General features: G+C 69.7%; 23 protein-coding genes and 1 pseudogene. 12 read left to right on the plus strand and 12 right to left on the minus strand.

What is annotated here, in order from left to right; genetic code table 11:
- The first annotated feature begins 188 nt into the window (after nucleotides 1-188).
- Nucleotides 189-776 (plus strand): hypothetical protein, encoded by a 588-nt coding sequence (locus tag AB0D94_RS34225; protein WP_362060485.1) that lies wholly within the window; start codon nucleotides 189-191, stop codon nucleotides 774-776.
- A 258-nt stretch (nucleotides 777-1,034) separates the two neighbouring features.
- On the opposite strand, the gene AB0D94_RS34230 is transcribed toward AB0D94_RS34225, so the two are convergent.
- Nucleotides 1,035-1,973, minus strand: a complete 939-nt coding sequence (locus AB0D94_RS34230; RefSeq protein ID WP_362060488.1) for an AraC family transcriptional regulator — start codon at nucleotides 1,971-1,973, stop codon at nucleotides 1,035-1,037.
- Nucleotides 1,974-2,078: 105 nt separating this feature from the next.
- Here AB0D94_RS34230 and AB0D94_RS34235 point away from each other — a divergent pair, with 105 nt between their 5' ends.
- Nucleotides 2,079-2,759, plus strand: a complete 681-nt coding sequence (locus AB0D94_RS34235; RefSeq protein ID WP_362060491.1) for an NAD(P)H oxidoreductase — start codon at nucleotides 2,079-2,081, stop codon at nucleotides 2,757-2,759.
- A gap of 564 nt (nucleotides 2,760-3,323) precedes the next feature.
- Here the strand turns inward: AB0D94_RS34235 and AB0D94_RS34240 are convergent.
- On the minus strand, nucleotides 3,324-3,665 hold the full coding sequence (locus tag AB0D94_RS34240) for a HopJ type III effector protein (protein WP_362060494.1): 342 nt from the start codon (nucleotides 3,663-3,665) through the stop codon (nucleotides 3,324-3,326).
- Nucleotides 3,666-3,971: 306 nt separating this feature from the next.
- On the opposite strand from AB0D94_RS34240, the gene ligA reads away from it, so the two are divergent.
- Nucleotides 3,972-6,020, plus strand: a complete 2,049-nt coding sequence (gene ligA / locus AB0D94_RS34245; RefSeq protein ID WP_362060497.1) for an NAD-dependent DNA ligase LigA — start codon at nucleotides 3,972-3,974, stop codon at nucleotides 6,018-6,020.
- 411 nt (nucleotides 6,021-6,431) lie between these two features.
- On the opposite strand, the gene AB0D94_RS34250 is transcribed toward ligA, so the two are convergent.
- The 4 genes from AB0D94_RS34250 to AB0D94_RS34265 all read right to left on the minus strand — a co-directional run bounded on the left by AB0D94_RS34250 (nucleotide 6,432) and on the right by AB0D94_RS34265 (nucleotide 9,430).
- Complete coding sequence (locus tag AB0D94_RS34250; protein WP_362060500.1) at nucleotides 6,432-6,890, minus strand: hypothetical protein; 459 nt, start codon at nucleotides 6,888-6,890, stop codon at nucleotides 6,432-6,434.
- Between the two features lie 182 nt (nucleotides 6,891-7,072).
- Nucleotides 7,073-8,071 carry a hypothetical protein gene (locus AB0D94_RS34255; protein ID WP_362060503.1) on the minus strand — a complete coding sequence of 333 codons (999 nt, stop codon included), beginning with the start codon at nucleotides 8,069-8,071 and terminating at the stop codon, nucleotides 7,073-7,075.
- Nucleotides 8,068-8,787 (minus strand): DUF4386 domain-containing protein, encoded by a 720-nt coding sequence (locus AB0D94_RS34260; protein WP_362060506.1) that lies wholly within the window; start codon nucleotides 8,785-8,787, stop codon nucleotides 8,068-8,070. Before AB0D94_RS34260 ends, AB0D94_RS34255 begins: the two co-directional genes overlap by 4 nt.
- A gap of 205 nt (nucleotides 8,788-8,992) precedes the next feature.
- Nucleotides 8,993-9,430, minus strand: a complete 438-nt coding sequence (locus AB0D94_RS34265) for a DUF4345 domain-containing protein (RefSeq protein WP_362060509.1) — start codon at nucleotides 9,428-9,430, stop codon at nucleotides 8,993-8,995.
- 84 nt (nucleotides 9,431-9,514) lie between these two features.
- Here AB0D94_RS34265 and AB0D94_RS34270 point away from each other — a divergent pair, with 84 nt between their 5' ends.
- On the plus strand, nucleotides 9,515-10,135 hold the full coding sequence (locus AB0D94_RS34270) for a TetR/AcrR family transcriptional regulator (protein ID WP_362060512.1): 621 nt from the start codon (nucleotides 9,515-9,517) through the stop codon (nucleotides 10,133-10,135).
- Nucleotides 10,136-10,461: 326 nt separating this feature from the next.
- Here AB0D94_RS34270 and AB0D94_RS34275 read toward each other — a convergent pair whose 3' ends face one another.
- Complete coding sequence (locus tag AB0D94_RS34275; RefSeq protein ID WP_362060515.1) at nucleotides 10,462-11,439, minus strand: hypothetical protein; 978 nt, start codon at nucleotides 11,437-11,439, stop codon at nucleotides 10,462-10,464.
- 392 nt (nucleotides 11,440-11,831) lie between these two features.
- On the opposite strand from AB0D94_RS34275, the gene AB0D94_RS34280 reads away from it, so the two are divergent.
- Nucleotides 11,832-12,665, plus strand: a complete 834-nt coding sequence (locus tag AB0D94_RS34280; protein WP_362060518.1) for a PIG-L family deacetylase — start codon at nucleotides 11,832-11,834, stop codon at nucleotides 12,663-12,665.
- Between the two features lie 107 nt (nucleotides 12,666-12,772).
- Nucleotides 12,773-12,970, plus strand: a pseudogene (locus AB0D94_RS34285) (transposase); the annotation flags it as partial.
- Here the strand turns inward: AB0D94_RS34285 and AB0D94_RS34290 are convergent.
- Nucleotides 12,945-13,166: a hypothetical protein gene (locus AB0D94_RS34290; protein ID WP_362060566.1), complete on the minus strand. Its 222-nt coding sequence runs from the start codon at nucleotides 13,164-13,166 to the stop codon at nucleotides 12,945-12,947. The pseudogene AB0D94_RS34285 and the gene AB0D94_RS34290 sit on opposite strands and share 26 nt — an antisense overlap.
- Before the next feature lie 129 nt (nucleotides 13,167-13,295).
- Nucleotides 13,296-13,952: a DUF1326 domain-containing protein gene (locus AB0D94_RS34295; protein WP_362060521.1), complete on the minus strand. Its 657-nt coding sequence runs from the start codon at nucleotides 13,950-13,952 to the stop codon at nucleotides 13,296-13,298.
- Nucleotides 13,953-14,411: 459 nt separating this feature from the next.
- On the opposite strand from AB0D94_RS34295, the gene AB0D94_RS34300 reads away from it, so the two are divergent.
- Nucleotides 14,412-15,035: a DUF1326 domain-containing protein gene (locus AB0D94_RS34300; protein WP_362060524.1), complete on the plus strand. Its 624-nt coding sequence runs from the start codon at nucleotides 14,412-14,414 to the stop codon at nucleotides 15,033-15,035.
- 102 nt (nucleotides 15,036-15,137) lie between these two features.
- On the opposite strand, the gene AB0D94_RS34305 is transcribed toward AB0D94_RS34300, so the two are convergent.
- Nucleotides 15,138-15,968, minus strand: coding sequence for a DUF2182 domain-containing protein (locus AB0D94_RS34305; protein ID WP_362060527.1), 831 nt, complete (start codon nucleotides 15,966-15,968; stop codon nucleotides 15,138-15,140).
- A 202-nt stretch (nucleotides 15,969-16,170) separates the two neighbouring features.
- A complete protein-coding gene (locus tag AB0D94_RS34310; protein WP_362060530.1) occupies nucleotides 16,171-16,413 on the minus strand; it encodes a hypothetical protein in 243 nt (80 codons plus the stop codon).
- An 88-nt stretch (nucleotides 16,414-16,501) separates the two neighbouring features.
- Between AB0D94_RS34310 and AB0D94_RS34315 the strand changes: the two genes are divergently transcribed.
- The 3 genes from AB0D94_RS34315 to AB0D94_RS34325 all read left to right on the plus strand — a co-directional run bounded on the left by AB0D94_RS34315 (nucleotide 16,502) and on the right by AB0D94_RS34325 (nucleotide 18,044).
- Nucleotides 16,502-16,816 carry a heavy metal-associated domain-containing protein gene (locus tag AB0D94_RS34315; RefSeq protein WP_362060533.1) on the plus strand — a complete coding sequence of 105 codons (315 nt, stop codon included), beginning with the start codon at nucleotides 16,502-16,504 and terminating at the stop codon, nucleotides 16,814-16,816.
- A gap of 175 nt (nucleotides 16,817-16,991) precedes the next feature.
- Nucleotides 16,992-17,411, plus strand: coding sequence for a DUF4396 domain-containing protein (locus AB0D94_RS34320; protein WP_362060563.1), 420 nt, complete (start codon nucleotides 16,992-16,994; stop codon nucleotides 17,409-17,411).
- Nucleotides 17,412-17,633: 222 nt separating this feature from the next.
- On the plus strand, nucleotides 17,634-18,044 hold the full coding sequence (locus AB0D94_RS34325; RefSeq protein ID WP_362060536.1) for a four-helix bundle copper-binding protein: 411 nt from the start codon (nucleotides 17,634-17,636) through the stop codon (nucleotides 18,042-18,044).
- Between the two features lie 138 nt (nucleotides 18,045-18,182).
- On the opposite strand, the gene AB0D94_RS34330 is transcribed toward AB0D94_RS34325, so the two are convergent.
- On the minus strand, nucleotides 18,183-19,193 hold the full coding sequence (locus AB0D94_RS34330) for a saccharopine dehydrogenase NADP-binding domain-containing protein (protein ID WP_362060540.1): 1,011 nt from the start codon (nucleotides 19,191-19,193) through the stop codon (nucleotides 18,183-18,185).
- 66 nt (nucleotides 19,194-19,259) lie between these two features.
- On the opposite strand from AB0D94_RS34330, the gene AB0D94_RS34335 reads away from it, so the two are divergent.
- Both AB0D94_RS34335 and AB0D94_RS34340 read left to right on the plus strand, forming a co-directional pair.
- Nucleotides 19,260-19,886, plus strand: a complete 627-nt coding sequence (locus AB0D94_RS34335; protein WP_362060543.1) for a helix-turn-helix domain-containing protein — start codon at nucleotides 19,260-19,262, stop codon at nucleotides 19,884-19,886.
- 315 nt (nucleotides 19,887-20,201) lie between these two features.
- Nucleotides 20,202-21,032, plus strand: a complete 831-nt coding sequence (locus tag AB0D94_RS34340; RefSeq protein ID WP_362060547.1) for a helix-turn-helix transcriptional regulator — start codon at nucleotides 20,202-20,204, stop codon at nucleotides 21,030-21,032.
- The last annotated feature ends 9 nt before the right edge of the window (nucleotides 21,033-21,041 follow it).

The following is a 21,041-nucleotide window of genomic DNA, read 5'->3' on the forward strand; positions in this document are numbered from 1 at the left end:
TGCGTGCGATCGCAAGGCGGAGGAGGGAGTCGATGCGGAGCATCGGCGACCGACGACAACGCGGCGAGCGTGCGTGCCGGACCCCACCAGCCAGATGGCACTTTGACGACACGACCTAGGGGCGAGGTGAATCGGCGGTGCCGAAGGGCGCCTACGGTGAGCTGCGGGGCGGCGGATAGCGTTCGGGCATGGCGATGACGGAAAAGCGGCGGGTCCTGTACCGGCAGGGCACCGGGTTCTGGCGGATGACGGCGAAGTGGGTTCTGGTCTTCGGAGCCCTGTACCTGCTGGACGGCGGGCTGCTCCGGTCGTGGGGCGACGCTCTGGTCTGGCCGATGATCGGGATCCTGTTGTGGGTGCCGTTCGGGATCGGCGTCGTCTGGTACCCGAAGAAGGACCAGCGGGTCGAGCTGACGGCACGTGAACTGCGGGTGCGGCGCAAGCGGCTGCCGATGGAGAAGGTGAACCTGCTGCACGTGGCGCGGCTGTGGCTGGAGGGGCGGTCGACCGCGGACGACCAGCCCGTGCTGGAATGGACACGGTTCGACCGGGTGGTGTGGGTGCCGCTGCAAGACGGCCGTGCGTTCGGCGTGGAGTTCCGCGACCCGGCCGCGTTCGCCAAAGTCTTCGGCGCCTTCGCGGTCGCGGCGTGCGGCGGGCCGGACATGGTCCGCGCGAGGGCCGTCGCGGAGACCTACCCGGATCCGCTCCCGATGCGGCCCCGCCCCGGCGCCGACGACGGCTCCTGGCTGGACCTCCTGGACATCTTCAACTGAGAGCCGGAAACGCACGGCAAGGGGCAGAGGTTCGTCAGGGGCGCGGGGAACTGCGCGGGGGCGGCGTACTCGACCAGCTCTCCCAGACGGCGCTTCGCACCAACACCCCCTGCTACTTGCCGAATTTGCCTGCACCACCGAGCATGCGCCTGACCTGCACAGGAACCCTTCACCCCTGGACATCTCGCCACCCGCACCGCCGGTCCCGTCCTGGCGGCCATGCCATCGCCGCGGCAGGTTGCTTCGCCGGACCGGGACTCAGGCCGCCGCGGTGCGAAACGTGTTGGGGCTCAGGCCCTTGTGGCGTTTGAACGCGGCACTGAAGCCGAAGGCGTCGGCATAGCCGACCGACCTTCCGATCTGGGCGATGCTGAGGTCGGTGTCGGTCAGGAGCGTCTCGGCCTCGGCCATGCGGCATTCGGTGAGGTAGGCGAGGGGCGGGCGGCCCATCAGCTTGGTGAAGCGTTTGGCGAACAGCGCGCGGGAGACGCCGGCTCGAGTGGCCAGCGACGCCACCGTCCAAGCCTCGGCGGGCCGGTCGTGGAAGGCCTGCAGGGCGGGGGCGAGGACTGGGTCGGCGAGGCCCCGATACCAGCTGGGCGCGTCGGCGCCGGCCTGGTCGAACCAGCTGCGCAACGTGCACACCAGGGCCCAGTCGAGGAGCCGGTCCATCAGCGCCTGTGAACCGGCCGAGAGTTGGGCGGCATCGACGGCGGCCGTCTCCAGCCAGGCACAGACCTCGACGTCCTCCTTGATCACCAAGACGGGCGGCAGGGCACGCAAAAGCCGCTCGTGGCGGTGGCCCGAGGCGCGGTAGGCGCCCACGATCAGCGCCGTCGCCTCCTCCGAGTCGGTGCCCCAGTGGATACCGCCGAGTTCCTGGGCGGTGCACTCGGCATCCGGGGTGAAGCAGGCGATCTCGTACGCGGCATGGGGGCTGTGGACAGTGCTGGGATGGTCCGCGAGATGGAACGGTGCGGAGCCGCTCACGATGGCCGTATCGCCCATGCCGACCGCTCGCTCGGTGCCGTCGGGCAGCACCAGGGTGCCCCCGCCGCGCAGCACGCTGATCATGGTGAGCGGTGCGTCGTCGGCGAAGCGGATGGTCCAGGCCGCCGTCAGTACGGCGTGGCTGACCACCGAGCCCTCGGCCCGGATGCCACTCAGTAATGAACTCAAAGGATCCACGGAGGGCATCGTAGACGATCTCCTATGTTCCGGAGCGTTTCTCCCATGGATCATCCACGTCACCGCAGCTGTACTGGATTCATCGAATCGAACCGAGACCAGCCAGGAGACACCGTGACGCAGCACGCCAGCGATGCCAGGACAGCCCTCGTGGTCGTTGCACACCACCGCACCGATTCCCTCACCGCGCACACGGCCCGCCGTGCTGCCGCCCGGCTCGAAGCCGCCGGGTACCGCATCGACGTGCTCGACCTGCACGCCGAGGGGTTCGACCCCCGGATGAACATGTCGGACCAGCCGGACTGGGGCAACAGGGAAAAGCCGTATTCGGACGAAGTGCACGCCCATATGCAGCGCATTCTCGACGCCGATGTCATCGTCGCCGTCTTCCCGGTGTACTGGCAGAGCGTTCCCGCGGTCCTCAAGGGCTGGATCGACCGCGTATGGAACTACGGGTTCGCCTACGGCCGCAGCAAGCCCCGCCTCGCCGGCAAGCGCATGCTGTGGCTGGGCCTGGCCGGCGCCACTGCCGACGATCCCATCGTGGAGGGGATGCAAACCGTCCTCGAAACCAATCTGAGCGAAGGCATCGCCTACTACTGCGGCTTCTCCCATTCCGCCGTCGGCCTGCTCACCGACGCGGAGGAGCGCCCGCAGCGCGTCGACGCCGAAGGCAACCTCCTGATCGGCGAAGCGGTCGCGGGCGCGGAGCGAGAGGCGCAGTACGCCGATCTCGACCGGCGTGCCCAGGAGTTCGTGGAACGGTTCGTTGCCGAGGAACTCGTGACGGCCTGACCGCCAGGAGACATGCGTGGTCGTGGACCACCTGTGGGTGTCGAACGTCAGAGGTAGAGCTGGTGCCTGAACTTGCCGTTCAGCCTTCGGTGTCCGGCGAAGGAGGTTCGTTTTCGGCGGCGAGGGTGACTTGGGCGGTCCATGACCAGGGCTCCCGGGGTGGATCCCAGCTCACCTCGACGTCGGTTTCGTGGAAGTCGCGCGCGAGTTCCGTCACCATCACAGCCGCCGCGGCCCGCGCGTCGTGTGGTCGTCGGGTTCGTGAGGGTGAGTTCGGGTGGAGGATCCACTGCTGCGGCGTGGTTTGATGCCGAAGCTCTGGTGTGCGGGTCGGGTGTATGCCTCGCCAGTGGCGAGGACTCGTCCGACGTCATGGCGGGTGGCGGGCCGCCGGAAATTCGACCGTCGGGCGAGTGGATGGCCACGCGCAGGTCAGGGCTCATCCGCCACCCTGCCGGTACCGGGTCACTCCAGCACGCCCGAGGCTGTGCCCGGTCGGCAGTGGATGCACGCGGGCACGCCCTCGGCGAGTAGCTGCCGTGTCTGCTCCGCGGATTTCGCTGTTCAGCTCTTGCGGGTCAACGGTTGCCCGGCGAAGCTCACCCCTGCCAGGCCATGGGCCATGAGGTTGCGAATGTTGCCGTGATCAGTGTCGTTGGGCGTCGCCAGCACACTGCGATAGTGCTCACCGAATGCCAGCAGCGCCTCTTCGTCGCTCAGCCCTTCCAGCAGAGCCAGTCCCAGCGTCTTGCAGGAGCCCTCGTTCTCACCTGCGGCATTTTCCAGTTCCCCGTTGCGGAACGCCTGCGGCTGATACTCGTAGTGCGCGGCGACGAAGGCCAAGGTGTCGGCGAACTCGTGCTCACCTGACGCAAGGCTTGCCCGCAGCGAGTTCAGATCAGTCATGTCGGTTCTCCTGGGTCGAACGGACGGTCCGATTGCCGTCCGTGGCCGGACGACAATACCCCTTCATGGCCAGCTGGTAGGAACCGTACAACCGTCCGAACGGGCGGCATCTCCGCAGGTCACGATGTGAGACGGTGCGACCCGCCGGGAGCCGGTTTCGGTCCGGGCGATCGGCCGCGAGGGCGGTGCTGATCAGCAGGCCGTTGCCGTTCCCGCCCTGTGCCGCAGGGCGGCTCGGTTGCGTGCCGCGGCAAGGCGAGGGTTCGGGCGGCGGCGTTGTCAGTGCGGGGCAGGATGATGACCTTCATGACCGAAAACAGTGCCCTGCTCTCTCCGGCCGCCTACGTGGAGGCCGTGACCACCGCCGTGGCGGCGTCGGCCGCGTACTACGGCGACGGGACCACCCCGCTCGGTGACGACGAATACGACGGGCTGCTGCGCGCCATCGCGGCCTACGAGGAAGCCCACCCGGACGAGGTGCTTGCCGAGTCACCGACCGGGAAGGTGGCGGGCGGGGCCGTGCAGGGCGACGTGCCGCACTCGGTGCCGATGCTCTCCCTCGACAACGTCTTCGACGCTGACGAGCTCGCCGAGTGGGCCGCAGGGCTGGAACGGCGTCTCGGCCACCCTGTGGCCGGGTGGTGTGTGGAGCCGAAGCTCGACGGCCTCGCGGTGGCCGCCCGGTACCGGGGTGGCCGGCTCGTTCAGGTCCTCACCCGCGGCGACGGCTTGGCCGGCGAGGACATCACCCATGCCGCCGACGCCGTCCTCGGTCTGCCGCCGGTACTCACCGAGCCGATCGACGTCGAGTTGCGGGGCGAGGTGCTGCTGACGACCGCGCAGTTCGAGGAGGCCAACCGGATCCGGCTCGCCCACGAGGCCACGCCCTTCGCGCACCCGCGCAGCGGAGCGGCCGGCACCCTGCGGGCCAAGGACCGCCCCTACCGGGTCGAGTTGACCTTCTTCGCCTACAGCGCGATCGGTCTGGACGACCTCGGCCACGTCGCTCTGCTGGAGAACCTGGCCGCGCTCGGCGCGAACACGGCCGCCAGCACGGCCGCCGCCCCGACGCGATGCGAGACCGTGGAGCAGGTGCAGGAACGCATCGACGTGATCGCCGGCTTGCGCGGAGACCTGCCGTTCGGGATCGACGGTGTCGTCGTCAAGGCCGACGCGGCCGAGGACCAGCGGCAGGCCGGCAACGGCTCGCGCGCCCCGAGGTGGGCGGTGGCCCGGAAACTGGCGGCCGAACACAAGGTGACGCGCCTGCTGGCGGTGGAGTGGAACGTCGGCCGGACCGGGATCATCGCCCCGCGCGCTGTCCTGGAACCCGTGGTCATCGACGGGGTGACGGTCACCTACGCCACGCTTCACAATCCGTCCGACATCACCCGTCGCGGGCTCATGATCGGCGACCAGGTGTTCGTGTACCGGGCCGGCGACGTGATCCCCCGGGTCGAGGCACCGCTGGTCGACCAGCGCACCGGCGCCGAGAGCCCGATCGTCTTCCCCGAGGCGTGCCCCCGCTGTGGCGATGCGATCGACACCGCCGAGCAGCGGTGGCGGTGCGTGCGCGGCCGGAGCTGTCAGGCCGTGGCCTCGGTGATCTACGCGGCCGGCCGGGACCAGCTCGACATCGAAGGTCTCGGCGGCACGCGCGCGATCCAGCTGGTGGAGGCCGGTCTGGTCAAGGACATCGCGGACCTGTTCACGCTGACCCGCGAGCAGCTCCTCGGTCTGGAGCGGATGGGTGAGACCAGCGCCGCCAACCTCCTGGCCGCGATCGAGACCGCCCGCGGGGCCGCATTGAGCCGCGTGTTCTGCGCCCTCGGCGTCCGCGGCACCGGGCGCACGATGTCCCGCCGGATCGCCGCGCACTTCGGCTCGATGGCCGCGATCCGGGCCGCCGACGCGGACACGCTGGCCGGGGTCGACGGCATCGGCACCGAGAAGGCCCGCGTCATTGCGGCCGAACTCGTCGAACTCGCCCCGCTCCTCGACAAACTCCAGGCCCAGCAGGTCGGCACGCAGGTCACCGAGCCGCAGAAGCCGGCGACCGACGCGAACGACGCGACCGACAGGGAGGACTCGGCGGACGGCCCGCTGGCCGGGCAGACCGTCGTGGTAACCGGCTCCATGACCGGCCCCCTTGCGGTGTTGTCCCGGAACGAGATGAACGAGCTGATCGAACGGGCCGGCGGAAAGGCATCGTCCTCGGTGTCCAAGCGCACCACCCTCGTGGTGGCGGGCGAGAAGGCCGGCTCCAAGCGTGCCAAGGCCGAAGAACTGGGCATCCGCATCCTCGACCCCGAGGAATTCGCCGTCCTCCTCGCCGTCCTCCTCCCCACCACGTAGCCATCGCCGCCCGCCGGCCCTCGGCACGGCCCTGTCCAGCGGCGCCCCGGAGGAGCAGCGATACCGGCCGCCTGCGGGCGGCGGGGCGTACCGCCGCGCTGCGCAGCTGCGGGCTGAGGTTCCTTCTGCAGGCCGGTACGGGGCTGCTCGGGGGAGTGCGGGCAGTGCGAGGCGGGATCCGAGGCGCGCCGGTACCCCCGCCGGGATCAGCCTGTCAGTGCTCCTCCGTAGCGTCGGAGGCGAGGGCCGGAGCGGCCGGCCCGGGCGGGAAGGAGCACGGGTGATGGGCGAGATCAGGGTGAGCAGGGAGTACCTGAACCGGCTGCTCACCGACAGCTCCGGCACCTACGGCGCCCCGTATCCGGATGGCCGCCGCGGCGGATGAGTTGGTGGCGCTCCTACGCGGGCATGTCAGGGGCGTGTGCTCTTGGCCGCGGGGCGGCGGCGGCCGCGGCGGGTCTTGCCCCAGGGCTTGTAGATCGACAGTGCCGTCGCCGTGACCAGCAGCCCCAGGCCGATGCTCATGACGATCACCAGCTGCAGGCTGAGGGATTCAGGGGCCTTGCCCACCTCTGCCTGTTCGCGCAGCCAGTGCTGGAGGAAGAAGTGGCCGTTCAGCATCAGGGCGACGGTGATGACGAGCTTGGTCACGATCCAGTAGTGCTTCAACAGGCCCCACTTCGTCGCCGCCGAGAGGAGCAGGCCGGTCAGCAAGGTCATCCAGGCGATACCGGCGATCAGTTCGATCCCGATGATCTCCATGGCGACGCGGGTCGCGCGGACGACTCCGGCGTCGCCGGTGGTGAGGCCGACCAGCCCGAGGAGGAGCTGGGCGATCTCGATTCCCACCCAGCCCACCGCCACCGTCACGTGGAGGGTGAGGATCGCCTTGCGCCATCGCTGGGGCAGGCGCCGAACCCTTCCCGCGGCGGGCGATGTTCGGGGGTGGGGTGTCGGGCGGGCCGCCGGACCAGGGGCAGCGCCCTCTGCCGCCGCGCTGCCCGCGCTCGCGCTTGCGACGGTCCCGGGGTGCCTCCTACTCGCGGTCTGCGTCATGTGTCATGCCTCCGGTCGTCGTCGTCCAGGCCGCCGGCGAGGGCGGCGCGGTGCGAGCCATGGGTGGGTTCCCGGTTGCCGGGCCTGGTGGAACCGCCGTTCTCATGTACGCCCGGCGATACGCCGAACGCCAGGAACGCCAACGCGGGGGCCACCGTGACGCCCGCGCTCACCACGGCTGTGGTGGCCGGGGAGGCGAAGGTGAGGCCGACCGCGGCCGCGGCGGTGACCAGCACGACGACGGCACCGTACGCGGCGACGGTGAGGCGGATCAGGCGAAGCCGTTCCGCCTCCGGCCGTCGGGTACGGCTCAGAAGCCAGGCCAGGGAGGGCAGCAGCAGGACGGCATGCATGGTGACGGCATGGGCGGGGCGCAGGAAGCCCGCCGACTGGTAGGCCTCGGCCGCGCGGCCCGCGCCCTCCAGTGTCAGCCCGTAGGCGATCATCACCGCTCCGGTCGCCATGGAGCCGGTGAGCGCCACCAGTCCGGCGCGGAGCGCGAGCCGCATGCTGGGGGTGGCTGTCGGGTGGGGGCGCAATGCGGCGACGGTGAGTGCGACGACGACCGCGATGAGGGTGACGCCGCCGGCCGCGAGGGCGCGCGTGACGAAGGTGTCGAAGGTGGTCTCGGTGTTGAAGTGCGAGGGGACACCGCGCCATGCCTGCAGGGTGATCAGACCGGTCTCCAGCAGGGACGCCGCGGTGAACGCTCCCGGGAGGAGCGTGCGGGTGCGCGCGGCGAGCGGGAGGAGCCGGCAGATCCAGGTGACGGTCAGCACGCTGATACCGAAGGACAGCCCGAAGGTGATCGGCTTCCGCCAGGAGACGGGGCCGTCCCACGGGTCGCCGGCGAGCAGGAGGACGACCGTGTGGAAGGCGGCGGACGCGAGCAGGAGAAGGGCCCCGCCGACGGGGATCTGCCAGGCCGAGCGCGATCGTACGGGCGAGGTGGCGGTGACGCGTTCGTCCGCGGACATGTGCTCGCCGGCGGTCATGCGTTCACCCCCGGTGCGGTCGGGCGCGAGCGGAACAGCGCGAACGCGGCCCACAGCAGCCATGCCGTGCCACCGAAGCGGACGACGGGCAGCAGGTAGCCGAAGTCGAGGGCGAGGAGCGTGAGGGTGGCGGCCAGTCCGGCGGCGGCGATGACCAGCCCGGTGGTGGCGCAGGCGCGCGGCAGGAGCTCGCTCTCGCGGGCTGCCAGGCAGGTGCCTGCCGCCAGGAGAGCGAAGGACACGGCGTATCCGACACCGCCGGAGAGGAAGGACAGGTCTGCCAGGACACGGGCCAGGGCTGCGGGTGCGTCTTCCGGAAGACGGCCGAGGGTCCAGGTGAGCGCGGCGCTGGAGGCCAGTGCGCCACTGGCCAGCAGTCCGCCGGCGAGGACTGTCGCCGCCGCGGCGCCCTGGCCCTGTCCCTGCCCCCGCCGCACCAGCCGGGCCAGGGTGGCGGCCACGGGCACCAGGAGAACGGCGGCGACGAGCAGCAGGAAGGCGCCCAGGTCGATCGCTGTGCCGTGGTCGCGTACGTACTGGCTCAGGATGTCGCGGCCGGAGGCGTCGGGCTGCGGGGTGGCGCGGTTGGTGACGACGTACGCGGCGGTGAGTGCGGCGTAGGAGAGCGAGATGGTGAGCAGCGCAACGGCGCCGCGCGGGCGCGGGGCCGCGCCCCGGAGCGAGGCCGCGTGGGACTCATGTGCTGATGCGAGCATGACATCTCCTGGATCGTCGGTAAGGGCTTCGGCGTGGGACCCGGTGGGCGGTGTGGGTGCGCGGCCCCGGTGTGCGACAGCCAGAATGCGGCTGCGGTGGCGCCACGGTCGTCCCACAGCGGGAGGTGGTGCGGCTGCTCCGCGGGGAGTAGCCGCACCGGGGTGCCTCCACAACGGGGCGGGGTGCGGTGCCCGGCGCCGCGGGTCAGGCAGTATCCGGAAGGGACGGCCTGACGGTCGGCGCACCCGCGGGCCGCCGCTCCCGGGACGCCCGCTCGTCGGCATCCGCCAGCCAGAACCAGACTGGCGGGAAGGCCAGTTCGATCACGGTCAGCGCCACCTGGAACCAGTGCGGCCACCCGTGCACCGCCAGGGACAGCAACCGCCCGACGGCGCCCAGCAGGAACACCGCCGCGAGCCACCGCACCACCTTCGCCGGGACGGGGTCCTGCCGGGCCGCCCACAGCCAGGCCAGCCCGTAACCGGCGAAGATCGCGCCGAGGAACCGGCCCAGGCTGTCCAGAGTGGCTCCGGCGTCGGCCTCGCCCGGAATCGCGGCATTGCCGCCGATCACGTGGAACAGCCCGATCGCCGTGCAGGCGAGGCCCATCACCCATGCGAACACCCGGAGTGCCTTGGCCATGACTCCATCCCCCTTAGTTGACGTGTGTCTACTTAACTTCAGGGTAGCCCTCCCTGGTAGACGCATGTCAAGTAATCTGGGTGCATGCCGCCCCGCCGACGTTTGACCCCTGCCGACCGCCGTGCCCAGCTGCTCGCCGTCGGCACCCGGCTTTTCTCCGCCGCGCCGTACGACGACGTGCTGATGGAGGACGTCGCCCGGCAGGCCGGTGTGTCCCGCGCCCTGCTCTACCAGCACTTCCCTAGCAAGCACGCCCTGTTCGCGGCGGTCTACCAGCAGGCGAGCGACCGGCTGCTGGAGGCGACCACGTTCGACCCCGGCGCCACGCTCGTCGAGCAGCTCACCCAGGGCCTGGACGCCCACCTCGACTACTTCATCCCCAACCGCCACGCCGTCCTGGCCGCGAACCGGGTACTGGCGGGCGACCCTGTCATCCAGACGATCATGACGGACGAACTCGACGCCCTGCGCTCACGCCTGCTCGGCGTGCTCCCGCTCGCCGACGCACGCACGCACGCCGCGGTCTCCGCGGCACTGAAGGCCTGGCTCGTATTCGTCCAGGTGCTGTGCGTGGACTGGCTCACGCGCGAGACCTGCACCCGCACCGAGCTGCGGGACACCTGCATCGGCGCGGCGGTCGGCGCCCTGCGCCCCCTGCTCGCCGAGGACCCCGCCCCGGACTGGCCGCCCGCCCTGCCCGCCTGAACCGGCCCGACCGCCGGGTGGGCCTGGTGCACGATGAAAGCGCCTACCACTTGGACCGACAGAACCCCTCGACAAGGTTCATCGTCCCAGCTCAGAAGGCAATTTCGCGTTCCCGGCCCCAGCCACCGGTCTCACACCGAGTGAAACGGCAAGGCTCAGGCCACTCCCAACAGCCGCCTGGTTCCCAACGTACGGCGGGCCAACCGGGTACGCAGAGCAGCCTCGGGATCTGCCAGAGCCACCCAGCAGGCCGGGGAGAAGGAGGCCGGAGGAGATCGAACGGCGGCTGCGGGAAGGCCCGTCAGCGCGGGCCTTCCCGCAGGGCGTCAGCCCTCGGCGATACCGGTGGGTCCGAGTCCGTCGTCCAGGGTGATGCGGATGGTCTCCCCGGAGCCGGTGGCGCCGGCGAGTTCGGCCGCGATCCGGTTGTAGGCGGTGGTGGCCAGCGCCCAGTCGGCTTCCAGGACGGTGGCGGTGGTCCGGGTGTTCCAGAGCTCGATCAGCACGGCGATGAGCGAGCGCCCCGAGAGGGCGGCCTGGACGCGGCCCGCCTTGACGTCCTCCACGGCGGGCGGGGTACGGAAGTGGCCGTGATCGACGGCCAGAGCGGAGAGGAACTCCCAGGTGTCGCGGTGCAGGACGAGTTCGGCAGAGGCGACGCCGGCGGCCTTCAGCAGCAGGACGCCGTGGGCGACCTTCGGGTCCTCGGGCGGCGATCCGGGCATCTGCCCGGAGGCGGCGGGCGCAGGTGCGGCGTCCCCGGCGGCCGCACCACGGTAGGCGGCCTCGATGGCGCGCTTCAGACCGTCCTCCTCCGCCTCGCTCCCGGTCGCCTTCTGCGGATCCTGGGCCTCGGTGTGCTCCATGTTCTCCCCCTGGTCCTCACGTTCGCGCACGGTCTGCCACTCGGGCGGTTCGGTGATGTCCTCGTCGCCGTTCTGGCGGGCCTCGACCGTGCCGGTCTGTGGTGGGTCTGGCTGCTGCGGGGCGGCAGCCGGGGCTATGGCGAAGCCGCGAAGGAGATCGGCGAGCTCGCGCAACTGCTGTATCTCCTCCCGCGATTCCTCCCGGCTTTCCTGCAGGTCAGAGATCATCTTGTCCTGGCGGCGGCGCAGCTCCCCGTTCTCTTCGCGCAGCCCGGTGACACCGTTCTGTACGACTTCCTGGATCTTCATGCGGGCCTGCGAGAGTTCGCCGTGCAGCGCGGGCAGACCCACGGTCGGGTCGTCCAAGCGCTCCAGCTGCTTGCGTGCCTCCCGCAGTTCCCCCAGCGCCGGCTCATCGAACGCACTTTTCCACCCCACGTGACTCCCTGACTACGCTCAGTTGCTGGACCGCTCGTATCTCCCCATAAGCAGCTCAGTCGACACAGCGCTTTCCGGCCCTTCCCTGGGCGATCGACGGGCTACTGAACCCGGCTGGGGCGGTGCCGTCTGATCGCGGTCACGAGCACGCCGCCCCGCACAAAGAGCCAGCCGGGCGGGCCAGGACCGAGGCTGCCTGGAAGGCCAAGCGGCCGCGCCGGGAACAGCTGGTCCGGTCGGCGCGGTTACAACGAATCGAGGGACCGGCGCCACGCGGGTGGGGAACACGGAGACCACAAGGTCGTCCGCCCCACCAGGACCCGAGCCCTCAGGATCGTGGTACGCCCGCCGAGCATTCGGACCAATAAGTATTTCTGCTGGAGGACTGTTTCATGACTGACCGGCCCTTGACGCTCATGGCAGTGCACGCCCACCCCGACGACGAGGCCACCGGAACCGGAGGGGTCCTTGCGCGGTACGCGGCGGAAGGCATCCGCACGGTTCTCGTGACGTGTACCGACGGCCGTTGCGGTGACGGACCGGGGGGTGTCAAGCCGGGCGATCCCGGGCACGATCCGGCGACCGTCGCCTTGATGCGCCGTCAAGAACTCGAGGCGAGCTGTGACGTCCTGAAGGTCAGCAATCTGGAGATGCTGGACTACGCCGACTCCGGGATGATGGGCTGGCCGAGCAACGACGCCCCCGGATCCTTCTGGCAGACCCCCCTCGAGGAAGGCGCCGCCCGAGTTGCGGAACTCATGCGGCACTACCGACCCGATGTGGTCGTCACCTACGACGAGAACGGCTTCTACGGCCATCCCGACCATATCCAGGCCCACCGCATCACGATGGCGGCGCTGGAGATGACCGCGCTGACACCGAAGGTGTACTGGACGACGATGCCCCGCTCGGGGATGCAGCGGTTCGGGGAGATCATGCGCGAGTTTCATGAGGACATGCCGGAGCCGGATCCCGCCGAGGCCGCCGCGATGGCCGAGATCGGCCTCCCCGACGATGAGATCACCACGTGGGTGGACACCACCGCGTTCAGCGGTCAGAAGTTCGATGCGCTGGCCGCGCACGCCAGTCAGGGCGAGAACATCTTCTTCCTCAAGATGGGCAAGGAGAGGTTCGGCGAGTTGATGGGCATGGAGACTTTCGTACGTGTCAAGGACGCCACCGGCGCGGCCGTACCCGAGAACGACCTCTTCGCCGGCCTGCGCTGATCTGCTCGTCTGCCCGCTCTCCCGGGCGAGCGTGGCGGCCTTCCTGGAGGTTGGCCTGCACCCTTTCTGCCTGCGGTAGCCGGGCTCGTCGGCCAGGCGCAGGATATGCAGAGAATGGCTGCAAGGTCATCCCGCGCCGCTGTGTGGTTGAGCGGACCTTCGGCTGGCTCATGCACCACCGACGCCTCGCCCGCGACTACGAAACTCACCCGCACCGCTCTGAAGCCGTGATCAAGTTGGCAATGATCGACTTGATGAGCCGTCGCCTCAGCCGCGAAATCACTCCGAACTGGCGCGGCTCCTGATCGGCCCTGATACCTCCAGGACATCCGCACGCTCCTGCAGCGCCTCAACGCAGTCCCAGAGGGCCGGCCATGGCGGACGGATGTGTTCACGCATCACCTTGATGGCCTGCAGGGTGCGGCCAGCGGTGATCAGCGCGTCTACCTCTACTCGCGCCTCGGGCGACAGCCTGCTCCACAACGCATCATCCACGCTCATATCGAACCTGCAGGGCAGCCCCGCCTCCCTATCGCCCCCAGCATCGCGCTCCGTCCACGGTCGGGCGCGACCGTCCGAGGAGCTCCCGCAGCATCGTTGCCGACCTGTCCCGGGGCCGCTGCCCGATGCTTATGAGTCGGGGCCCGTCCAGTCGAAGGTGATCTGCTTGCTGGACTGGCCTTCGCGGCTCCAGTGGAAGCCGAAGGCGTCGACGCGGTCCGCCGTGGAGCGGCCCCAGGTCGCGACCTGTCCCGGACCGGTCTCGCAGCCCGGCAGGTTGGTCGACTGGACCCGGGCGCCTTCCGGTGTCGTCGGTCCGGTGAGCGCCTGCGCGCTCGCCTCGACCCGGTCGGGGATCGTGGCCCGCCATCCGCCGAGGTCTTGGTCGACCTCGATCTCGATGGGGGCGAAGTCCATGCCCCGCATCTCGGCGTCCATCATGCTCACCATCTCGGCAGGCCAGCTGCCGGCCTGGCCGCTGAAGATCATCTGCAGAGCTCCGCGCTGCGCGTCATCGGCGCGTTCGTCAAGGAATACCGCCGCGTACGTATCGGTGTGCTCGGCCCACACATTGCCGACGAAGGAGCCGAGCATCAGGACATTGAGGCCGTCCAGCCTTACCTCACCGTAGTTACCTTCGCGTATGTGCCAGGCGAGGACACCGTCGCATTCGCCGTTGGTGGGGAGCTGGGCGAATGAGCAGGGGCAGGGGACATTGCAGCTGCACGTATCGAACCAGTCGCCGGCCGCGTGCCATCTCGGAACAGCTTGTGTCGTCTCAGGCATCTCGTCGCCTCCTGATGGCCCGCACGCGTAGGGATCACCTGGTCGGCGAGGTCCCTGTCGGACGTCAGAGCAGGCGCTCGGTGGCACGGGTCGTCACGTCAATTCTCCCCCCGGCTGCCATGTGGGCAAAAGCTGGGCTACCCGCGGGCGCAGCCGCCCGGCCTGGCGCCGATCGAGGTCCGGCAGTGATCTGTACACCCTCGGCTGGTACGCCTAGCCTGGAAGGAGAGGAACCTCCCGGGGCTGGACCTCCGCCCGTGGAGTCGGTCGACCATGGAGATTTGCGTCGCACGGAAGAACGGCGGGGTGTCTCGTACCGCCGTTGCCGGAGGCAGACACGCGTCTCCGATTTCCGGCGTGTTCGCTCCGCCGGCCGCACGCTCCCCACCCACCCGCTCTCGATGCCGGCGTCGCCCGAGCCGTCGGACGACGGCAATCATCAAGCAATCGGGAGCAGTCATGACGTGGAGTATTTCCGGCAACTACTTGGCTGGTTGCTCGTGTGCGGTGGTGTGCGGCTGTGCTGTCGATGCGAAGCCGCACGACCCGCAGGGGCGCGAGGAATGCCTTGGGTGCGTCGTCTTTCATGTGGAGGAAGGGCGCTTGGACGATGTGAACCTGTCTGGTGTGGATTTCGTCCTCTACAACCATTTCCCCTCCAACCTGACCTCCGGCAACTGGAAGGTCGGCCTGGTCATCGACGAAGGGGCCACCGACGAGCAAACGGACGCTGTGGCACGCATCGTGTCCGGGAGCGAGGGTGGTGCCTTCGGCGAACTTTCGCAGTTCTATGGCGAGAATCTGGGGGTGGAGCGGGCGAGCGTCTCGCTGTCCGACGGAGAGAGGCCCCGACTCAGTGTCGACGGGAAGACCGAGCTCGAATTTGAGCCTCTCAGAGGGCCTGATGGCGGGCCTACGACGATGAAGAATGCGATGTTCGGGTTCTCTCCGGAGTTCACGCTGGGGCGCACCACTGGTAGTTCGAATGCCTTCGGGCTGTCGTTCCAGGGTGCTTATGGCGAGGCCTCCGACTACGCCTTCTCCAGCGAACAGACCGAGGGCGCGCCCACCGGACGGGGTTGAGGCAGGCGCGCCACAACCCGGTGTACCTCCCGGAACGCGGGCACGCGAGCCCCGTACAGGCCTCCGCGCAGGCCTCCTCTGGCGGGGGCGTACGGCGACAGCTCATCCTGTCCTGCCGGTCATCTGGTCCATGGCTGGACCGGATGTGTCCAGGCCTGGGAGGAGCCAGTCCTGGAACGGGGCGAGTGCGGCCAGGACGAGGAAGGCGAGGCCGACGGCCCAGGTGAGCCAGGGGCCTTGGCGCCAGAGCTTTTCCAGGAAGATCACGGCCGCCAGTGCGGCCATCGCGGCCACGTTCATGAGGCCGAGCGGAATCAGGACGATCATCAGGCCCCAGCAGCAGCCGACGCAGTAGAGCCCGTGGTGCGCCCCGACCCGCAGGTCCTTCGCCCAGGGCCGGTAACGCGAGTACTGGACAAGCTGGAACATCGGGTTGCGACAGTGCCGCAGGCAGACCCTTTTCAGCGGTCCGAACTGCTGAGCCGCCGCGAGGAGGAAGGCAGCGGCACCGATCCAGCGGCCTGCCCCGGGGTTGCCGTCCACGAGGTGTCCCGTGGCTGCCAGAGCGCCGTACGCGAGCAGCCCGAACGCGGTCCAGGCGAGGAGATAGCCGCCGACGAATGCGACGATCCGCAGGGCGCGGGCAGGGCCGGCCGAACGGCGGTTGATCCCGCGCACCCAGGTGATGGCCACGGGTGCGACGGACGGCAGCATCATCGCCACCATCATGACCACCCACAGCAGCAGGAAGAGGGGGAGCGCCAGGCCCATGGTGCCTGGCTCCATCCCCATGTGGCGGGACTGACCGATGGTGAGCACCCACGCCAGGGCGGCCAGCAGCACCATCAGGAACCATGCGACTGCCAGATCACGCGCGGGCAGGAGGACGCCGGGCCGCGTGGGTGCCGGCGGGGCCAGGCGCAGGTGCGGCATGGATCGCCTCCCAGGGACGTGAGCTGCCCTCTCCAGCAGATCACAGAACTCGGAGGCCCAAAACCTGGGAGTCGGCCGAGAACGCGGCCAGCCGATCCCCGTCGACCCGGCCCCCGGATCGGCGGGGCAGCGGCTGGAAGCGACGCAGTCGCTGTTGGAGACGACGAAGACCGAGGAGCCGCCGGTGGTGTGATCCGCGGGGTCAGTGCCCGTGGCCGTCGTTGTGGGGCTGCGCGGCCGGGGGAGTGGCGGGAGCGGTACGTGTCGGCGCTGACGGCCGGGTCTGCGGTGCGGGCTGCATGCTGCCGGTGACGGTCGGTTCCTCCTGGTGGGTCTCGGAGGCGACGTAGCGGAGGCCGGCGAAGGCGGCGAGGGCTGTGATGAGGACGGCGAGTCCGGCCAGGCCGAAGATGCGCCGCCACGAAACGTGCTCGTCCCTGATCACGTAGGCGATGAAGGAGACCCGGGAAGCTCCTCTTCTCCTGTGCCATGGGCATGCAGGGCGGCACCATCGACTTCCAGGAAGGCAAGGCATGAGCTGGCTGCGCCGCCGCAAGAGCACTGCGGTCGACCATGAGACCTCCCGCGATGCCGAGGTCCTCCTGCGCATCGAGGGCATGCACTGCTCCAGCTGCGTCCTCCTCATCGACGAAGAGCTCGAGGAACTTGCCGGGGTGCGCTCCTCCCGCACATCCCTGCGGGACGCCCGCACCGTGGTCGAACTCGATCATCCGGGTGCCGCGCTCCAGGGCGAGCTGATCGCGGCCGTGGAGCGGGCCGGCTACCGGGCCGTGCCGATCTACCGAAAGGACCCCTCGCCATATACCCCTGGGGGGTATATGGTTTGAGGTGTGAGGATGTGGAGCCCACACTGGACGAGGCGAGGAAGAGGCGAGAGAAATGGACCACTCTGCTCACCGCACGGAAGCGTCCGCGCACGACCATGCAGGGCACGCAGAACATGTCCACGGCGCCGCGCACGCCCATCACGCGGGACGCGCTGAGGGCGGGGCGACCTGGTCGATGGCCGCGAAGGCCACCCTCCACTGCCTGACCGGATGTGCCATCGGCGAGATCCTGGGCATGGTCATCGGTACGGCGCTGGCCTGGCACAACGCCCCGACCATGGTCCTGGCGATCGCGCTCGCGTTCGTCTTCGGCTACTCGTTCACCCTCTACTCCGTTCGCAAGGCCGGCCTTGGCTGGAAGGCTGCGATCAAGGTCGCCCTGGTGGCGGACACCGTCTCCATCGCGGTCATGGAGGCCGTCGACAACGGGATCATCGCGCTCGTCCCGGGTGCGATGGACGCCCACCTGAGCGAAGGCCTGTTCTGGTACGCGCTCCTCGGTGGCTTCGCCGTCGCCTTCGTGGTCACCACTCCGGTGAACAAGTGGATGATCGGCCGAGGTAAGGGCCACGCCGTCGTCCACGCCCTTCACTGAGACGATCGGCCGTGCGCAGGCCCTCGCCAGAGCCATGACTCAGCCGAGGGCTGCTCGCGAGACTCGACAGCGACCGGCGTCGCTCCGTGACCGTTCTCGCTGGTCGTAGCGTTGCGGTGCACCGTCAGAGGGCCGGTGTGATCCTGACCCTAAGACGCCGTACGGCTTTGTCGAAGGCGCACCTCACCTCCGGTCGGCGGCGGGAAAGTGAGGGCCGTCGTCATGAACGCGCCCGTCAAGGACATGCTGCACAGTTACCCGGCCGGCCTCGGCAACATCGACCAGGACAAGCTCGCCCGCTGCATCGAGGAATGCCTCGCCTGTGCGCAGGCATGCACGGCCTGTGCCGACGCCTGTCTCTCCGAGGGGATGGTGGGCGACCTCACCAAGTGCATCCGCACCGACATGGACTGTGCCGACATCTGCACCGCGACCGCCGCCGTCCTCTCCCGGCACACCGGTTACGACGCCAACATCACCCGAGCGCTCCTCACCGCCTGCGCCGTCGCCTGCAAGGCGTGTGCGGACGAATGCGCCTCCCACGCCGAGATGCACGAACACTGCCGCATCTGTGCCGAGGCGTGCCGCTCGTGCGAACAGGCGTGCAACGACCTGATGGCTTCCCTCGGCTGACGGCGTCGCCAGGAGAAATGAGCGAGGAAGCCCACGGGCAGCCGTATCCGGGCTGGGGGCCAGGTTTGGGAACCAGCGCCGGATGCACGCATTCTCGGCGTGGGAGTGCGAACAGGCCGAACGCCGCGGCGAGGTCGTTCAGCAGACTGCTGTGATGCCGTGGGCGGCCAGCTGTTCCGGCAGATCGGCCAGCGTCGTCAGCTGCTCGACATGGTGGACACCGGCCGGCGCGCCTTGCGTCAAGAGGGCGCGAGCGACGTGGGCGGCCACCAGGCCGGTCGTGCGGCTCTGCCCCTCACCGGTGAGTGCCAGGGTTGCGTGCTGGTCGCCGCGGTAGGCGTCGGCCCGTACGGCGAAGCGGTCGCCGCCGAGGTGGACGTGGCTGAAGGCGCTGGTCAGCAGTTGCTGTTGGCGTGCCCCGTCGGCGCCGCGGAGCAGTCCTGCCCGGCGTAGTGCGAACAGTGCGGCGGTCAGCGGCCGGGAGTCCAGGCAGAGCCGCGTGGTCACTTCCGGGACACCAAGGGTGCGCCGCAGGGTGTACTGGTCGGAGAAGGGGAACGGGTGGGCGGTCCGTACGCCGAAACCGGGCAGGGGCAGCCGCTGCGGGCGGGCCGCGCCGGGCGTGCTCAGGCCGGCGACCGTCCACCGCACCGCGTCGGTACCGTGCCGCTCTCCGGCGCCCAGCAGTACGGTCAGGTCGATCCGCTCAGCACCACCGACGGCGTCGTTGACGCGCCGGGCGAGGAGGTTGGTCAGCCCGGGGGCTACACCCACGCTGAGCACGGCAGTGGCCCCGGCTGCAGCCGCCGGCCCGTGCAGGTCCGTCACCTCCTCGAGCAGCCGGTGAGTTGCCCCGACGTCCACGAGGTGGATGCCGCGTTCGAGGCAGATCCGGGCAACCGCCGCATCCTCAGGCTCGACGCACAGCACAACGGCGCTCACATCACCCAGCTCGTCCAGCACCCGCCGTAGACCGGCCGGGTCGCCGACATCCACGCGTACCCCGCCGAGCCGCCGCGCCTTCATTTCGTCCCGCCCCGACGGGACGACGCGGCCGGGGAACCACTCGGCGAGCGTGCTGGTCACCGTCGCACCCACGGCTCCGTATCCGCCGACGACGAGAATCCGCCCCGCGGAACCTGAGTTCACTGTAGTCATACTCCAGTGAATTACACTGTAGTCCTACTACAGTCAAAGAGGAGGGGGCAGATCCCCGTGGCTGAACCACTGACCCGGGCGGAGAAGACCCGGCGGACCCGACTTCGGATGATCGACGCCGCAGGACGGCTGTTCACCCAACGAGGGTGGGCCGGCACGACCATCGACGAGATCGCCCGCACCGCAGGGGTCGGGGTGCAGACGGTGTACTTCACCTTCGGAAACAAGCGCGCCCTGCTCAAGGAAGTTCTGGACACCGCCGTCGCAGGCGACGCGGATCCGGTCGCCACGCTCGACCGCCCCTGGGCCCGGGAACTCCTCGCCGAACCCGACCCCGCAACTCAACTCCGCCTTCAGGCGGCAGGAGCCTGCGACATCCTCGAACGAGCCGCGCCGATCCTCGAAGTCGTACGCGGCGCTGCCGCCGCCGAACCCGAGCTGGCAGGGCTGTGGCAGACCAGTCTCCGCCAGCGGCACGCCGTCCAACTCCACTTCGCGCAAGCCCTGGAAGCCAAAGCTCCCGACGGTCTGCGCGACGGCCACGACGCTGTGTCAGCCGCCGACATCGCCATGACGCTACTCGGCCCCGAGACGTACGCCCTGCTGGTGACCGACCGCCACTGGGCACCGGAGCGGTGGCAGCTCTGGGCCGCGGACTCCCTGGCGCGTCAACTCCTGCTCTGAAGGAGGGAGGCAGCGGGCCTTGTCGCCAGCTGCCCCAGCTTGCGGCTCGCCCCGCCACCACGACTCGCGCGTGGCGGGGGCGGGATCATGGGTGTGACCTCTTAGTCCCGCCGCTGGGAGGCGAGCCAGCGCCTGATGTCCTCGTCGTCCGCCGTTGATAGCGAGGGTGGTGTGTGGAATAGCAGCCTCAGCCACATCCGCATCACGCCCTGAGCCCGATGCGCCCCGTGCACGGCAGGACCGCTGAATCGATCGCGGAACGGCTGCGGAACTTTCGTCCAAGACAAGCTCTGCGATTTCAGCGAGCCTGGAGCCATGCCGAGAGATGACGTGGGGGACGTGCCCCCGGAGCGCACTGCTGACGACCGCTGGGAGGTCGCCCGCCCTTTGGGCGGCACTTCCCTCGACGGCGTACGGATGGCCGGGTTCCGGGACCGTACGGCGGGCGGCCTGGACATGCGGGTGCTGCCGCAGCCCGCCGTAGTCATCGTCATCGGTCTCGGAGCCGGCCCGGTCGTGGTGGAGAGCGCCTCCGGGCACCGGCCCCTGAGGGGTGTCGTCGCCGCCCTGTCGCCAGGTCCGGCCCGTATCCGCGGCGAGGGCGTCGAATGCGTCGAGGTGGCGTTGTCACCCCGGGCGGCCCATGCCCTGCTGGGTGTTTCCCCGCTCGAACTGGACGGCTCCATCACCGCACTCGAGGACCTTTGGGGGAGGCACGCGCGGCTGCTGCGCGAGCAGTTGGCCGACACCGCATCCTGGCAGGATCGCCTCGCGCTCACGGACGGATTCCTCAGACGGAGAGCCGAAGCGGCCCCGCCCATGGCGGCCGAGGTCGCCGCCGCCTGGGACGCCATCGTGGCCGGCCGGGGCCGAGTACGGGTCGGCGACCTCGCCGCGTCCTGCGGATGGAGCCGCAAACGGCTCCGGGCCAGGTTCAGTTCCCAGGTCGGCCTGACCCCCAAGCGTGCCGCCATGCTGGTCCGCTTCGACCACGCCGCCCGGGCGCTCCTCGCCGGCGAGCCCGTCGGCGTCGTCGCCGCGGCGTGCGGGTATGCCGACCAGTCCCATCTCCACCGTGACGTCCAGGCCCTCGCCGGGTGCACGCCCGGGGCATTGGCCGGCGTGGCTGCGTCCACCGAGCTCTGACTGTCCGTA

The sequence above is a fragment of the Streptomyces sp. NPDC048255 genome, assembly GCF_040652415.1.
Taxonomy (GTDB): Bacteria; Actinomycetota; Actinomycetes; order Streptomycetales; family Streptomycetaceae; genus Streptomyces.